This is a genomic window from Chloroflexus sp. (genome assembly GCF_034434295.1).
Taxonomy (GTDB): domain Bacteria; phylum Chloroflexota; class Chloroflexia; order Chloroflexales; family Chloroflexaceae; genus Chloroflexus.
The window spans coordinates 59,306-74,397 of sequence record NZ_DAOTZQ010000055.1; the positions used below are offsets into that span (position 1 = coordinate 59,306).

Sequence of the window (15,092 nt, forward strand, 5' to 3'; positions counted from 1 at the left end):
CGCTCCCTCGTCACTATGGAGTTACTATGATGTCGGTTCTGCCTGGTCTGATACGTCCTGAGATTGCCGATCTGGAAGCATATACCCCGATTGTACCGCTAGAAGTGCTGGCTGATCGCCTTGGCCTGCCGGTAGCACAGATTGTCAAGCTCGATGCGAATGAAAACCCCTACGGCCCGGCACCGGCAGCGCTGGCTGCACTTCAGGCGACGGCAACTTACCATATATATCCCGATCCTGAGCAGACGGCGCTGCGGAAGGCGCTGGCCGATTACACCGGTCGATCACCGGAGGAAATCCTCTGCGGAGCCGGTGCCGATGAACTGATCGACCTGGTCTTACGCCTGATTATCAGCCCCGGCGATGCGATTATCGATTGTCCACCAACCTTCGGCATGTACCGGTTTGATGCCGGTATTTGTGGTGGGCGGGTGATCAGCATTCCGCGCCGTGCCGATTTCAGTCTTGATCTGCCAGCCATTGCACAGGCAGCAGCGCAGGGTGCCAAAGCCATCTTCCTTACTTCGCCTAACAATCCAACTGGCAACCCACTGCCTCGCAGCGAGCTACTTCAGATTCTTGAATTGCCCCTGCTGGCGGTTGTTGATGAGGCGTACATTGAGTTTGCTGAGCCAGAACACGCACCGGTCGGTGCGAGTGATCTGCTCGACCGGTATCCAAATCTGGCTATTCTCCGCACATTTAGCAAGTGGGCCGGTCTGGCCGGGCTGCGCGTAGGCTATGGTCTGTTCCCGCGCTGGCTGAGTGAGCAACTCTGGAAGATCAAGCAACCGTACAATGTCTCGGTTGCTGCCCAGGCCGCCGCTGTGGCATCACTGGCTGTCGCCGACGAATTGCGGGCGCGGGTGCAGGCTATTGTCGCCGAACGTGACCGTCTGTTTCAGCATCTCACCACGTTCCCGTTTTTAACCCCTTTCCCAAGTGTGGCAAATTTCATCCTCTGTCGGGTCGAAGGGCGTGATGCCCGCGAACTCAAACTGGCACTCGAGCGGCGCGGTGTGTTGGTGCGCCATTATCAGACGCCGCTGCTTAATGGCTATATTCGGATTAGCGTCGGTACTCCTGCTCAGACAGATGCGCTGATCACGATGCTTGCTGAGGTGACCCGATGAGCACATCACTTGCCCGCATGCTTGACTTTGCCCGCCAGATTGCTTACGAGGCCGGCCAGATCACGCTGCGCTATTTTCAGCGTGGTGTCACTGTTGAACACAAAGCCGATGAGTCGCCGGTGACCATTGCTGATCGGGAGGCCGAGCGTCACCTGCGCGCCGCTATCCAGGCGGCCTACCCTGATCACGCCGTTCTCGGTGAAGAAGATGGTCTGACCGGGAGTGAACACGCTACCTACCGCTGGGTGCTCGATCCGATTGACGGTACGAAAAGTTTTGTGCGAGGCGTGCCACTCTACGGAGTGCTGATTGGATTGCTGCGGGAAGGTGAACCCGTGCTCGGTGTCATCCATATCCCTGCGCTGGCTGAAATCGTGGCCGCCGCGCAGGGTTTGGGTTGTTACTGGAACAATCAACCCTGTCGGGTATCGTCTGTTTCCAGCCTGCGTGAGAGTCTGGTCGTTGGGACGGTGGCTCATGGCTACGAACGCTACAACCGATCAGAAGCCTTTCAGCGTATTCTGAACCGTGCCGGCCTGTTCCGCACTTGGGGCGATTGCTACGGCTACGTTCTGGTAGCCACCGGTCGCGCCGAAGTTGCGCTCGATCCGGCAATGAACGTCTGGGATGCCGCAGCACTGCTGCCGATTTTGAGCGAAGCTGGTGGTACCTACACCGACTGGCAGGGTGTGCCGACCATTTACCACAACGAAGGCATTGGCAGCAATCGCCATGTTTTACCCGAACTGTTAAGCCTCATTGCTGGCGAGGAGTCGTCATGAACGCCGATCACTATCAAGAACTGGCAATGCGCACGCTGGCTGCCGGTCCAACACCGCGTGAGCGTCTGACCAATGCGGCGCTTGGCCTGAGTGGCGAGGCCGGCGAATTTGCCGACACCGTGAAAAAGCATCTCTTCCATGGTCATCCACTCAATCGTGAGGAATTATTGAAAGAGCTGGGCGATATTCTCTGGTATGCGGCTCTGGCCTGCGCTGCACTTGATGTGCGATTGAGTACCGTCATGGCGGCCAACATCGAGAAATTGCAACGGCGTTACCCGGAGGGATTTAGCAGTGAGCGAAGTCAGCAGCGTAGTGAATAGCATCCGTCGGGCGACCATTGAGCGGGTAACTGGTGAGACAAACATTACCCTTACCCTCACCATCGATGGCAGTGGACAGGCTGACGTGCAGACCGGTATTGGCTTTCTTGACCATATGCTGACGCTGTGGGCACGCCATGGCTTGTTCGACCTTCAGGTGCGGGCGCAGGGCGATCTCCACATCGATGAGCATCACACTGCCGAAGATGTGTGTATTTGCCTGGGTCGGGCAATCGATCAGGCGCTCGGCGAGCGGGCCGGTATTGTACGTACCGCACACAGCTTCGTGCCGATGGACGAAGTACTGGCGCTGGTTGCCGTCGATCTTGGTGGCCGGCCGTACTGTGTGGTACAGGCTGATTTTGTCACAATGCGCGTAGGACAGCTCGGTACCGATCTGGTGGCCCATTTGTTTGAGAGTATTGCCTTCAACGGTCGTTTCAATCTCCACTCACAGGTGATGTACGGGCGGAACGACCATCACAAGATCGAGGCCCTGTTTAAAGCGTTCGGGCGGGCACTCGATGCCGCTACCCGCATTGATGTGCGTTTGGGGGGAACCATACCGAGCACAAAGGGTGTCCTATGATCGGGTTTGTCGCTGCTGCCATCCTCAGCTTTGTACCGGCATTCATCTACGCCGCAATTGCCTACTGGCTCGACCGGTTTGAGAAGGAGCCACGTCGGTTACTGTTTGGGGCATTCATCTGGGGTGCATTTGTCGCAACTCTTGGTGCCATCGTCTGGACAGGGCTGGCGCAGGTCTCGCTAGCCATCTTCATCGGGGAAGCCTCTGCTGAAGTTGCCGGCACAACCCTGCTGGCGCCGCTTGTAGAGGAGAGTCTGAAGGGGATTGCCGTTGTCATTATCATGCTCGCCTTCCCCGAAGAGTTCGACTCGCGGCTCGATGGAATGCTGTACGCCGCCATCACCGCATTAGGCTTTGCCGCCACTGAAAACCTGCTCTACCTCTACTTCATGGGCTATCAAGAGAATGGGGTGGGCGGTTTAATCTCACTCTTCATTTTGCGCGTCATTCTCGGTGGATGGGGCCACGCTGCGTATACTGCCTGGATCGGCCTGGGGCTGGCGATGTCGCGGCTGCACCCGAACCGGTTTATTCGCTTCATTTCACCCCTTGCCGGCTGGCTACTGGCAGTCTGCCTGCACGCTCTCCACAACACCATGGCCGTATTCCTGGCCGGTGAGTTTGGTCTCACCGGACTCGGCCTGACGTTACTGGTCGACTGGTCGTCCTGGATCGTCGTGCTCGGCCTGGTGATCTGGGAGATTCGGCGCGAGCAACATCACATTGCCACCTATCTGGCAGAAGAGGTGATGGCCGGCATTATTGCACCGGGTCATTACAATGCTGTGAAATCATTCAGTGGTCAGCTCCGCAACCGGCTGCGTAACGCCACCGCCAGCCGTTTCTACGAAGCCTGTGCAGAACTGGCGCATAAAAAGCATCACTTGGCAACTGGGGTTGGTGACGAGCGCAACACGATTGCCCGCATCAACCAGCTCCGCCGCGAACTGGCCCAACTGGCGCCGAAAGTGCCGGCAGCCTAGCAGTACGTCATCCGCCTAAATGACTCGCAATTCGCTGTCGTGTCCGGCGGTACGAGCGATGGCACAAATCGAGCAACAGGCGCTGTTCAGCCTGCACCCGGCGACGCTCTTCTTCACACTGTTCGGCGTGTCGAATAGCAGCTTGCAATTCGGAAGCTATTGCCTGAATGTCGGCCTGTGCCTGCTCACAGAAAGTAGGCACAGGCTGCATCAAACTAAGCACAACGGCCAGACGGCGCAAGCTATTCAGCAAATCGGTTGCAGTCAATGCGCTGGCTGCCGAGTCTGGTTCAAAGAGTTGTAAATATCGCGTATCAGCGCCAACAACATCGATCACCTGTTGTCGCACATGCGCATAGAGTCGCTGGGCACGCACCTCGCACTCCCAGCGGATTGCCAGGGCCGCACGCCATGCAGCAAGGGCTGCTGCACTCCGTTCCTGTTGCTCGGCGAGAATAGCACGTAACTGGGTGTGGCGTACCAGCTCCTCTTCAGCGAATGGTAGACGATTGCGAAGCTGCTCAAGCAGCGTAATGATCTGGTTGAGCGGATCAAGAGGAGGGGTTTGGACGATGACGGCTGTCACGGCAGACCTCACAGCTTTCAGGATGATGTCACTACAAATCATCGTACCGAAAGTGATGAGCGTCGTCTATAGTACAACAGGTTGATTTTCGGTTAGGACTACCTGTGACGCAGCGGAGGGCGGAAGCATGACCGGCTCCTGTGTAGCACAGTTATGCGGCACTATCGGCAGTCATGTGCACCCCTACTGGACGTTCAGAGACAACCGGCATCACCACAGCGACTCTGCTGCCGGTGGTATAATTGCGCCTGTGAAGGTATCATCCACCGCGACGGAAAGGATATGCTATGACCGGCGAACGCGCCGCAGAACTGATTCAAGCCGATCACCAATATCTGTTGCAGAGCTATGTACGCGCCGATTTCGTCATTGAACGTGGCGAAGGGGTGTATCTTTACGATAATGAAGGTCGGCGGTATCTCGATTTTGTCGCCGGCATTGCGGTGAATGCGCTTGGCTATGGTGATCGTGATGTTCTGAAAGCGATCAATGATCAGGCTGAACGCCTCATCCACGTTTCCAATCTCTACCACACGCAACCGGCCATTGAACTGGCAAAGCTCCTGGTGCAGAGCAGCCCGGCGTTTGCCAAGGTGTTTTTCTGCAACAGTGGTGCTGAAGCGATTGAGGGGGCGATTAAGTTCTCACGGCGCTACGCCCGTGCCCATGTTGGTGAAGGTAAGACGACGATTGTTGCCTTCGACGGTAGTTTTCACGGGCGTACCATGGGGGCAGTTGCCATTACCGCTCGTGAGAAATACCGTGAGCCGTTTATGCCGGTCATGCCCGGTGTGCGCTTTGCCCGCTACAACGACCTGGACTCACTGGCAACCGTGATGGGTGATGATGTCTGCGCCGTGGTGGTTGAGCCGGTGCAGGGCGAGGGTGGCCTGCGTGCCGCTGAACCTGCCTTTATGCAGGGAGTGCGCGAGTTGTGCCAGCGCTATGGCGCACTGCTGGTCTTCGACGAAATTCAGTGTGGCGTTGGGCGTACCGGTACGCTCTGGGCACATGAACAGCTCGGTGTTCAGCCAGACATCATGACGGTAGCCAAACCGTTAGCCGGGGGACTACCGATTGGCGCAGTGCTTATGGGCCAACACGTTGCCGATACCATTCATCCAGGCGACCATGGTACAACCTTTGGCGGTAATCCGCTGGCAACCGCAGTTGGCACCGTCGTGTTCCGCAAAATTAGCGATCCGGCCTTCCTGGCCCATGTCCAGCAGGTAAGTAATTATCTCGATGAAGCGTTGCAGGATTTCGCTAATGAACACGCCGATCAGGTGCTTGAATTGCGGGGACGCGGCCTGATGCGCGGTGTGCGCATTGCCGGTTCTGCGAGCGCTGTACGTGAAGCGGCTCATCGCCACGGTCTGTTAGTCGCTACGGCTGGTGAAGATGTTATTCGTCTGCTCCCGCCTCTGATTATCGAGCCGCAGCACGTTGATGAAGCATTGTCTGGTCTGCGAGCGGCACTGCGCGCTTGATCAGAATGATCAGCGATAACGTTACCAGAGAATGTCTGGCGGGGTCGAAGAGGAAACGAGCCGGTGAGCAGAGCCTGACTCGGAGCAGAATCTATCTTTCAGGAGAGAGGCGATGCCTGTAGTTGCATTAATCGGCGCTCAATGGGGCGATGAGGGTAAAGGCCATCTGGTCGATCTGCTGGCTGCGCGAGCGCGGCTGGTCATTCGCTACGGTGGCGGCAATAATGCCGGACATACGGTTGTCAACCATCTTGGTACCTTTAAACTGCATCTGGTACCTTCTGGCATCTTTGATCCTGGCATCGTCAATGTCATCGGTCCTGGCGTGGTGGTTAATCCGGAGGTACTTATCAAAGAGATTGAGGACCTTGAAGCACGGGGTGTTTCCACGGCCAAATTGTTTGTCAGTGATCGTGCGCATGTGATCATGCCGTATCACATTCAGCTCGATCAGTTGCAAGAGGAAGCACGCGGTGAAGGACGGATTGGTACCACCGGTCGAGGTATTGGTCCAGCGTATGCCGACAAGATGAGCCGCTCCGGGATTCGGATGGGCGACTTGCTGCACGAAGAGACGCTGCTGAACCGGTTGCGCACAGTACTGGAAGAGAAGAATCGCCTGCTGACCAAACTCTACAATGCCCGTCCGCTCTCGTTGCACGATACCTATTTGACCTATCTGGAGTATGGGCGACGGCTTGCCAATCATATCACCGATGTTCATCCGATCATTCACCGGGCATTAGAGAAGGATCTGCCGGTACTGCTCGAAGGTGCGCAGGGGGCGTTGCTCGATATTGATCACGGCACATATCCCTTCGTGACTTCCTCGCCTCCAGGTGCTGCCGGTGCATGTCAGGGCAGTGGTATCGGTCCGACGCATATCCATTCGGTGATCGGGGTGGTAAAAGCCTACACAACCCGTGTCGGCGAAGGGCCGTTCCCTACAGAAGTTGATGGGCCGGTGGCTGATGCGCTACGTCAGATCGGCACACCCTGGGCAGAAGTTGGCACCACAACCGGTCGCTTACGGCGGGTAGGCTGGTTTGATGCGGTAATGGCGCGCTATGCGGCGCAGGTGAACGGCGTCGATACCCTGGCAATCACGAAACTTGATGTGCTCGATGGTCTGGAGTCGCTCAAGATTTGTACAGGCTACAAGCTGCACGACGCCCTGTTGGAGTATCCCCCTACTACGACAGCTCTGTTTGATCAGATCGAACCGGTTTATGAAGAGCTGCCGGGGTGGAGCGAACCGACGCGGCATGTGCGTCGCTTTGCCGATTTGCCCGAAGCTGCTCAGGCGTATGTGGCCCGTATTTGCCAGTTGGTTGGTGCCCGCCTGGGCATTATCTCGGTTGGCCCAGGTCGCGACCAGACGATTATGGTGGCTGATGTGTTTTAAGGGGTGGCGTTGGGGTAAGAGGCTGTTATGTACAGCTCGTATCAAATCTGGTAGCAGAGAAAGCCGGACATGCAATCCCCACTCCAGCGGGGTATCGTTCAGATGCCCCGCCGCGCCTGAGACTGGTATCCCCTTGGGTCGCGAGCCTCCGGCTCGATCATATCCTGGCACAATACCGCCACACGCTGCACCGTGACTCCCGCCCCGCTGGATGGGTTGGGGTGGGGAGATGTCTTGGATTACCTCTGAGAGCAGTAATCGCGTGATACCCTATCCGATTATGCAGCGCACCTGAGCACGGAAGTGCTGAACCGATGCTCCTGCACTATGCTGATCCACCAGCGAGCCGCTAATGTCGCCTCAGTGCAGGGTAACACCTGAACAATGTGCATTGTTGAACAAGCGTTGGCATGACCTGGCGTTCTTATCGGCAGCTTATCAATCTCAACCTGCAAAGTGCTGTGCCGCTGCCCAACCCGCAGGTGTTCCAATATCGAGTGCTTTACCGTCGGTAAAGGTAACGCCTTCAACACGCAAGCCACGGGTAATAGCGGCCTGGAAGACGGCACCAATGTGTAATTCCGGGCACATCTGTCTCTGAGTACGTGCCGTGCGGTCAGCAGCTACGACCTCGTGCAAAAGGGTGGTTACTGTCGGTGACCAGATAGCCGCCATCCACGTCCACCGTAAATCTGTTTGCGCAGGTTTGATCTCGATGGCTGTAACCCGATAACTGTCAGCCGTTAGCGCGACCATATCTGCTGATTGAGGGTGTGCGCACGGAAAGAGACCGAGGGTGAGATCCGGTTGCGCTGTGCTATGGTGAGTCAGGAGGGTGGCATAGGCATCTTCTGGTGCTAGAATGACGTCAGGTAAACCGAGGACAACAGTATGATTCTGAATGAAAGGGAGAGCGGCGGCTAGAGTATAGGCTGCACCGTGCGGTTCGTGAACGGTCAGATAGGCGAGGCGCGGCCCAAAGGCACTCCCATCACCCAGATAGGTGGGGATGTCCCATTTGCCCGGTCTGACCACGATCAGCGCCTGACCAATACCAGCCCGTTGCCACTGTGCGAGGAGATAGGTAATGACCGGTCGTGGACGCAGGCCGTCTGGGGTGTGGAAGGAACCAACTGGCAAGAGTTCTTTACTGCACGGTAACGGCCCCAGGCGGGTTGCCATCCCACCAGCCGGAATCAAGCCGATTACAGGTGTGTTCATCACATCAACCGATAACTACCGAGTGCAACGTAGATTAGCACGCCCAGACACAAGTAGGCGCCGTAGGGCAGATATTCCGGGGTCTGGCGTCCGAAGCGGCGAGCGATCAGGATACCAGCCGCCACCAGACCGGCCATGAAGACACCGTAGATCAGCGCCGGGCCGAGGTGACGTAACCCAAGGGCGGCACCGATGAAGATAGCCAAGTAGACATCTCCCAGACCGAAAGGTGCCGATTTAGCCGGGAATAAGATCAGTGCCAGCAGGTACAGAAAGAAAAACCCAACCCCACCGATCAGTCCACCAAGCAACAATTCGCGCCAGCCAGCACCAACCAGCGAACCCCAGATGAAGGCGATCATCGCGCTACTCAGGATGACAAATGTATAGATCCAGCGATAGAGCCAGTCAACCACGCCGGTCACGATCAAGACCGCCCCAACGAAGGCCAGATACGCAAAGAGTGGCCCAAAACCGTAAAGTTCGTAGAGGCGCCACAACCAGAGTGCACTACCAATCTCCACCAATGGATAGATGAACGGCAGGGGACGACCATCGGCAGCGCGACCACGCTGGAGTAGCCAGCCGATCACCGGTAATAACTGCCACCAGCGCAAGGGCTGGCCGGTGCGGATACAACGTGGCCAGCCGATGAGCCGTCGCTCTCGTGGCAGGCGAATGATCATCACATTCAGCAGACTACCCAGCACCAGACCGATTACAACAACGATGAGATCCATCATGGCCCGTGCTCCACCCCAAAAGCGGCTTGCCACATAATTTCACGTGGCGCCGGACGGCCTGTCCAACGCTCAAAAGCCAGTGCTCCCTGCTCAACCAGCATCCCTCGCCCATCGCGCACCCGTGCTCCACGGGCCGCCGCGGCGCGTAAGAGAGCTGTTTCCCGATAGACCATATCGTAGACCAGGCAATGTGCCCCTACCGGCGGGTCAGGAATCGGTGTCTCGTTATCGTGCCATCCCAGGGCGGTGGCATTGATCAAGAGTGTACAACGTGCAATAACATCTGCTACCGCCGGATCGTTTAGGGATAGGGCACGAATCCGCAGAGCCGGCTGATTAGCGGCTGCGGCGGCGGCCAGATCAATAGCACGCATCAGGCTCCGATTAACAATCGTGATTCCGTTCACCCCGGCATCAGCCAGTGCGAAAGCGGCAGCACGCGCTGCCCCTGATGCACCCAGGATGACAACCTCTTGGTCAACCGGTGTCCAACCGGCAGCCGCCAGATCGGCCAGTAAACCGGGCGCATCCGTGTTCACACCCAGCAACCTGCCATCAGGCTGGCGCACAATCGTATTCACTGCCCCAATCCGCGCTGCTGCCAGTTCGATCTCGTCGAGAAAGGGAATGACTGCCTGTTTGTGCGGCAACGTCACGTTCGCTCCCAGGAAGTGAGGCTGACGTAGCGCGGTGAGGCGATCCGCCAGGTCGGCAGCAGTAGTTTGTACTGCCCGATAGCGAGCCGCGATCCCTAATGCTGCCAGTGCCGCATTGTGCATCGCCGGTGAACGTGAGTGTGTTACCGGATCGCCGATCAATAAAATCTCTGCTGTGGTGGTTGATCCTACTGACACGCTAGCCACTCCGCTTCATAGACACGAAATTCCTCGATGGTCGTGGCGAATTTATGTGAACCATCGCGCTCACAACTGGCGACGAAGAAGAGATACGGTGATGATTCGTCGGGCTGGGCAGCCGCCGTCAGTGCAGCCAGGCCAGGAGCCGCAATTGGCCCTGGGGGTAGGCCAGGTGTAACCCGCGTATTGTACGGGCTTGGCACCGCCAACTCGTCAACCGTCAGTTCGCGTTGCCACCAGGTTCCCTCATTGGGATCGTACCCCAAGGCATACTGTACAGTTGCGTCAGCACCGAGCAGGCCGCCGCCAAAAATTGGAGCGTACTGGGGCTTAAGCCGATTCCAGAATACTGCACTGATTTGGGGCATTTCACTCAACAAAGCAGCTTCACGCTGGATGATCGAAGCCATCGTCACGATTTGATGGACAGTAACGCCGGGAACTCGTACTGAGCGTTCGATGGTACTGTACTGCTCGACAAACCGGTCGAGTAGTTTGCGTACAATCGTTTCAGCATCTGCCGATGGCGCAAAACGGTAGGTGTCCGGGAAGAGGTATCCTTCGAGGGTTGCACCCGCCGGCAAACTGTTAAGCAAGAAGTAATCAGCGCGGAAGCGCTCGCCATCACGGGCAACCGCCAGAAATTCCTCTTCGCTGACCAGACCTGCCGCAGCGATGATAGCCGCTATTTCCTCAAGCCGCAATCCTTCTGGAATGGTGATTTGAATGTCATTGACCACCTGACCACTCTGCAACACCTTCAAAATATCGCTCATGGTCATCGTCGGACTGAGGATGTAACGTCCAGCCTGAATCTGCTGATCAAGGTCACGCCAGCGTACCAGCAAGCGAAACAGCGCCGGTTGACGGATCAGACCGGCTTCACCGAGGCGGGTGGCAATATCGTCGGCAGTTTCACCGGGTGCAACAATAAACTCAACCGGTTCGCCGGTAGTCGCCGGGGTTGCGCGCAATTCACCGAGAAAGATGTATCCCCCACACGAGACTACCAGAGCCAGCAATGAAAGACCTAACAGAAGTGCGCGGACATGCCGCATTGATCAATCCTCCCTGGCATTGGCAATAGCTGCCAGTGCAGCATATATATTTCCTCTGCAAGTGTGTGATTGTAGACCATGTACAGTTTACAATCTACATGGCAATTATAGCAGACCGTTGTGTTGCAGAATGTTCTTCTGACAGCATCTCATCTCATGCCGCAGAGAGATGCGGTTTCGGGCTGAACGTATCGTACCTATCGAACAACAAGGTTCTTCCCATCCCGAAGTCAGTGTCCTCGTGATACACACGGCGCATCCAGCCCTGTCTTTTGCCGGTGTGATCGGGCCTGTCCATGTGCAGTGACATGTCTTCGCGCTTGTAGTGGTGGGGTAAGGTGGGTCAGAGATAGGGTTGCTCTACTCCATACGACGTGGCCTATGCACTGCCTGGTAAAAAAAACTGCCTGCTGTATGAATCCCGGTTACGTTCACGCTCTGCTCACAGATAGTGTATGATAGACATTCGAGAAATATACTCCTCTGCACAGCAGCATTGCAGGTCGGAGAAGGTCATGAGTGAAGCGTCCCTCCCATCGTTCTGGCAACGGTTACAGGCCGGTTGGTGGTATCTGTACGGTTTGAGCCTGTGTCAGATTGGCTTACGAACCGTTGATCGCGATGTGTATCGACAGGCCGTCCGCGCCTTTGATCGGTCACTGGCTGCGTGGCCAGATCTGGCGATTGCCCTCTACCGACGTGGTCTGATCCGGGGACGCGAGTTAGGCGAGTATCACGCCGCAATCCGTGATCTGGATGCAGCAACCCGCATACGTCCCGACTGGCCTGATCCCTACCTGCAACGTGGTCTGTTTCATCGGTTTAATCATCATAGTCGGGCTGCTATTGCCGAATTGACCGAGTATGTGCGGCTAGCCCCACCCGGATTTTGGCGCACCGAGGCTGAACGGATTCTGGCCCAAATTCAGGCTGAACTGGAATAGGTTGCAGGAGCGAATGATATGTATCACGCATGGTTTGCTGCCCAGGATGATCCAAACGAACGTTATCCCCTGACCGAGATCGTGTACTACAGCCGGTCAGGAGGCTTACTCGAAGTACAGCACGATATGGCAGCGTTGGCCCAACGTAGCCCGGAAGAATGGAAGCGCCTGTTTGATGAGCGTTGGATGCGGACAGCCTGGCCCTACGGTAGTGGGGTATGGGGAAAGAAAGAGTGGGTCTGCCCGATTGTATCTGACGACAACGTGGTCAGTATGTTTGAGGGTGGAACCAACCTGTTTTGGGCCGAGCGTTTTGGGCGCGAAATCGGGCTGGAAGACCTCTGGATCAAGATGTGTGGCAATTCCCACACCGGTTCGTTCAAAGATCTCGGCATGACGGTGCTGGTCAGTGTGGTCAAGCAGATGATCAGCGAGGGCAAGCCGATCCGGGCAATCGCCTGCGCCTCAACCGGCGATACGTCTGCGGCACTGGCGGCCTACGGAGCAGCAGCCGGCATTCCCACCATCGTCTTCCTGCCGAAGGGGAAGGTAAGTGTCGCCCAACTGGTGCAACCGGTGGCCCATGGTGCGCTGGTACTGGCACTTGATACCGATTTTGATGGCTGTATGCGGATCGTGCGCGAGATTACTGCCAATCCTGACAACGGTATCTACCTTGCCAATTCGCTCAATTCGCTGCGGGTGGAAGGGCAGAAGACGGTTGGGATCGAGATTGTACAGCAATTTGACTGGGAAGTCCCAGACTGGATCATCATTCCGGGCGGTAATCTTGGCAACACCTTCGCTCTGGGTAAGGGTTTGTTGATGATGCACGAACTGGGCCTGATTGATCGATTGCCACGGATCGTCACTGCGCAGGCCGCCAATGCCAACCCACTCTACCGCTCGTACCTGACCGGTTTTCGCGAGTATGAGCCAGTCAAGGCTCAGCCTACTGCCGCCAGTGCAATTCAGATTGGCGATCCGGTAAGCATCAATCGCGCAATCAGCATTCTTAAACGTTTCAACGGCATTGTCGAACAGGCTACCGAACAGGAGCTGGCTGATGCTGCGGCTCGCGCTGATCGAACTGGTGCCTACGCCTGTCCACATACCGGGGTCGCGCTGGCAGCCCTGATCAAACTGGTGGAACGGGGTGAGATCAAGCGAAGTGATCGGGTTGTTGTTATCTCAACTGCTCATGGCCTGAAGTTCAGCCGCTTCAAAGTAGAGTATCATGAAGGTACGCTCCGCGATGTTGTCGGGCAGTATACCAATCCCCCCCTGGAATTACCACCTGATGTGGATGCGGTGCGCCGGGCAATTGCCCGCCGGTTCGGGGATTGAGCGAGAACTATCGTAAGAATGTTGGACAATCACCGGCGATGAGAGCAACAGAGGTGTGATAGTCATAGTCATCTGCCTTGCTCTTCATCGGTGCGGTGAGGATAAGATGATAAAGACACTGGCGAGCGGATTACTCATTGATATGGGAGTAACACGATCTTCAGTCTGTATGTCCGCGAGGTACGCGAAGCGGTCACTGTTGGTGATGGTTCGGTAGCAAGACGAAGAGATGTTGTTCAAGCACATCCTGGAGCATGATGGGGAGGCTGTGTGAAAATCGATCAACGGCAACTGGCATTTGTACTGATGGGCGGAATGGCCGGCTATACGCTGATCCGTGGTCTGATTAATCTCATTGTCGGCGATCCAGTGCGGACGATTGTCTTGACCCTCCTCGTCTCGGCGATTTTTGGTGCTGCAACCTGGCTTTACTGGCGTGGTTGGGAAGGTGCACGCTTCTTTGCCACCACTGGTGTGGCGCTAGTGGTTGCCTTTGGATTACTGCTTGATGACCAAACGATAGTTCTCTTCACTCCCCTGGCCTTTGCAGTCGCGATTACCAATACCCGCTGGGTAGCCGGTATCGGTCTGGCAATGATCGGTATCTTGTTGGGGCGTGATGTCTTGAATGACGGCCTATTCAATAGTGTCTATGCCGATATTGCTGTGCTGGCGAGCTACCTGGTGCAGGTTGCTGCTTTTGCCGCTGCTCGATTTGCACTTGATGGGGCACGGGTTGAGGCCGAACGAAATGCGGCGCAGGCAGAGGCTGCCAGGCGTGAGATAGAAGAGCGCGCACGCGCAATTGAACAGCAGCGTCTGGAATTGCAAGAGCAAAATCAACGCCAGCAAGAGCTGCTCGAACTGGTAAGTCAGCTTGAAACACCGGCTGTACGGATCGCCGATGGTGTGCTGCTAGCACCCCTGGTTGGTGGTATTGATAGCCGTCGGGCCGGTAAGATTACCAGCCGTCTACTGGAACTGGTCTATGAACGACGGGTTAATCTGGTGATTATTGACGTGGCCGGAGTACCGGTCATCGATACCGCAGTTGCCAATGCGTTGACGCAGACGGTGCGCACCCTGCGCTTGCTCGGTTGCCGAGTCTCCCTCACCGGTATTTCATCACAGGTGGCGCTGACCCTCACCCACATCGGGATTGAACTAAGTGAGCTTGAGGTGGCAGCATCACCTCAAGAGGCATTGCAGCGCTGGATGGAAACCCAAGTCTCGGTTATCCGTAACCGGCGCAACGGTGGTGATGAATTGTTGAATTAACCCAAGTTGCCACCTACGCTGTGAGCAGGCACGTGAGACTGATAGCGATAATGAACGGCACGACGTTGTCCCCAACACTGTGGAGCGTAACCGTATGAACCATGTGGGTAGTAGCCAATCCCATAGACGCACTATGTCACGCCCTGAGGTAGCCACTCAGATGATGCCCATCCTCTGTGTTCTCCGTGTCTCTGTGGTAATATTAAGCTGGCAACCTGGGTTGGAGTAAGGACAGGTAGACGGAGACAACCCATTATGCTCCCGCTGCCTTACCATGACCAAACAACGTCTGGCAGAGGTTAATGGGTACGTCACGTCTTAACGTTACAGATCGAGTGATCCATTACCTTAAA

Annotated in this window: 15 protein-coding genes; 10 read left to right on the plus strand and 5 right to left on the minus strand. The window is 56.3% G+C overall.

The window, feature by feature from the left end:
* Nucleotides 1-26: 26 nt before the first annotated feature.
* The 5 genes from hisC to VAE57_RS08515 are packed head-to-tail and all read left to right on the plus strand — an operon-like array spanning nt 27 to nt 3,810.
* Nucleotides 27-1,133, plus strand: a complete 1,107-nt coding sequence (gene hisC / locus VAE57_RS08495; RefSeq protein ID WP_322821456.1) for a histidinol-phosphate transaminase — start codon at nt 27-29, stop codon at nt 1,131-1,133.
* Nucleotides 1,130-1,915 (plus strand): inositol monophosphatase family protein, encoded by a 786-nt coding sequence (locus VAE57_RS08500; RefSeq protein ID WP_322821457.1) that lies wholly within the window; start codon nt 1,130-1,132, stop codon nt 1,913-1,915. Before hisC ends, VAE57_RS08500 begins: the two co-directional genes overlap by 4 nt.
* Entirely contained in the window at nt 1,912-2,238 is a 327-nt protein-coding gene (locus tag VAE57_RS08505; protein ID WP_322821458.1) for a nucleoside triphosphate pyrophosphohydrolase family protein, read from the plus strand. Before VAE57_RS08500 ends, VAE57_RS08505 begins: the two co-directional genes overlap by 4 nt.
* Nucleotides 2,210-2,827 (plus strand): imidazoleglycerol-phosphate dehydratase HisB, encoded by a 618-nt coding sequence (gene hisB, locus VAE57_RS08510; RefSeq protein ID WP_322821459.1) that lies wholly within the window; start codon nt 2,210-2,212, stop codon nt 2,825-2,827. The genes VAE57_RS08505 and hisB overlap by 29 nt, the downstream gene beginning before the upstream one ends.
* Nucleotides 2,824-3,810, plus strand: coding sequence for a PrsW family intramembrane metalloprotease (locus VAE57_RS08515; RefSeq protein ID WP_322821460.1), 987 nt, complete (start codon nt 2,824-2,826; stop codon nt 3,808-3,810). The genes hisB and VAE57_RS08515 overlap by 4 nt, the downstream gene beginning before the upstream one ends.
* A gap of 7 nt (nt 3,811-3,817) precedes the next feature.
* Here the strand turns inward: VAE57_RS08515 and VAE57_RS08520 are convergent, their stop codons facing one another.
* On the minus strand, nt 3,818-4,396 hold the full coding sequence (locus VAE57_RS08520) for a hypothetical protein (RefSeq protein ID WP_322821461.1): 579 nt from the start codon (nt 4,394-4,396) through the stop codon (nt 3,818-3,820).
* Nucleotides 4,397-4,683: 287 nt separating this feature from the next.
* Between VAE57_RS08520 and VAE57_RS08525 the strand changes: the two genes are divergently transcribed.
* The gene (locus VAE57_RS08525) at nt 4,684-5,886 is read left to right on the plus strand and encodes an aspartate aminotransferase family protein (RefSeq protein WP_322821462.1); all 1,203 of its coding nucleotides are present in this window, start codon (nt 4,684-4,686) and stop codon (nt 5,884-5,886) included.
* Between the two features lie 112 nt (nt 5,887-5,998).
* On the plus strand, nt 5,999-7,291 hold the full coding sequence (locus VAE57_RS08530; protein WP_322821463.1) for an adenylosuccinate synthase: 1,293 nt from the start codon (nt 5,999-6,001) through the stop codon (nt 7,289-7,291).
* Between the two features lie 444 nt (nt 7,292-7,735).
* Here the strand turns inward: VAE57_RS08530 and VAE57_RS08535 are convergent, their stop codons facing one another.
* The 4 genes from VAE57_RS08535 to mltG are packed head-to-tail and all read right to left on the minus strand — an operon-like array spanning nt 7,736 to nt 11,170.
* Nucleotides 7,736-8,512, minus strand: a complete 777-nt coding sequence (locus VAE57_RS08535) for a nucleotidyltransferase family protein (protein ID WP_322821464.1) — start codon at nt 8,510-8,512, stop codon at nt 7,736-7,738.
* Entirely contained in the window at nt 8,512-9,255 is a 744-nt protein-coding gene (locus tag VAE57_RS08540; protein ID WP_322821465.1) for a prepilin peptidase, read from the minus strand. The genes VAE57_RS08535 and VAE57_RS08540 overlap by 1 nt, the downstream gene beginning before the upstream one ends.
* Nucleotides 9,252-10,109: a shikimate dehydrogenase gene (gene aroE, locus VAE57_RS08545; protein WP_322821466.1), complete on the minus strand. Its 858-nt coding sequence runs from the start codon at nt 10,107-10,109 to the stop codon at nt 9,252-9,254. The genes VAE57_RS08540 and aroE overlap by 4 nt, the downstream gene beginning before the upstream one ends.
* Nucleotides 10,100-11,170: an endolytic transglycosylase MltG gene (mltG, locus tag VAE57_RS08550; protein WP_322821467.1), complete on the minus strand. Its 1,071-nt coding sequence runs from the start codon at nt 11,168-11,170 to the stop codon at nt 10,100-10,102. Before mltG ends, aroE begins: the two co-directional genes overlap by 10 nt.
* A 515-nt stretch (nt 11,171-11,685) precedes the next feature.
* On the opposite strand from mltG, the gene VAE57_RS08555 reads away from it, so the two are divergent.
* The 3 genes from VAE57_RS08555 (at nt 11,686) to VAE57_RS08565 (ending at nt 14,739) form a co-directional block, all read left to right on the plus strand.
* Nucleotides 11,686-12,114, plus strand: a complete 429-nt coding sequence (locus VAE57_RS08555; RefSeq protein ID WP_322821468.1) for a hypothetical protein — start codon at nt 11,686-11,688, stop codon at nt 12,112-12,114.
* Between the two features lie 18 nt (nt 12,115-12,132).
* Nucleotides 12,133-13,461 carry a threonine synthase gene (thrC, locus tag VAE57_RS08560; RefSeq protein WP_322821469.1) on the plus strand — a complete coding sequence of 443 codons (1,329 nt, stop codon included), beginning with the start codon at nt 12,133-12,135 and terminating at the stop codon, nt 13,459-13,461.
* Nucleotides 13,462-13,731: 270 nt separating this feature from the next.
* On the plus strand, nt 13,732-14,739 hold the full coding sequence (locus tag VAE57_RS08565) for an STAS domain-containing protein (protein WP_322821470.1): 1,008 nt from the start codon (nt 13,732-13,734) through the stop codon (nt 14,737-14,739).
* The last annotated feature ends 353 nt before the right edge of the window (nt 14,740-15,092 follow it).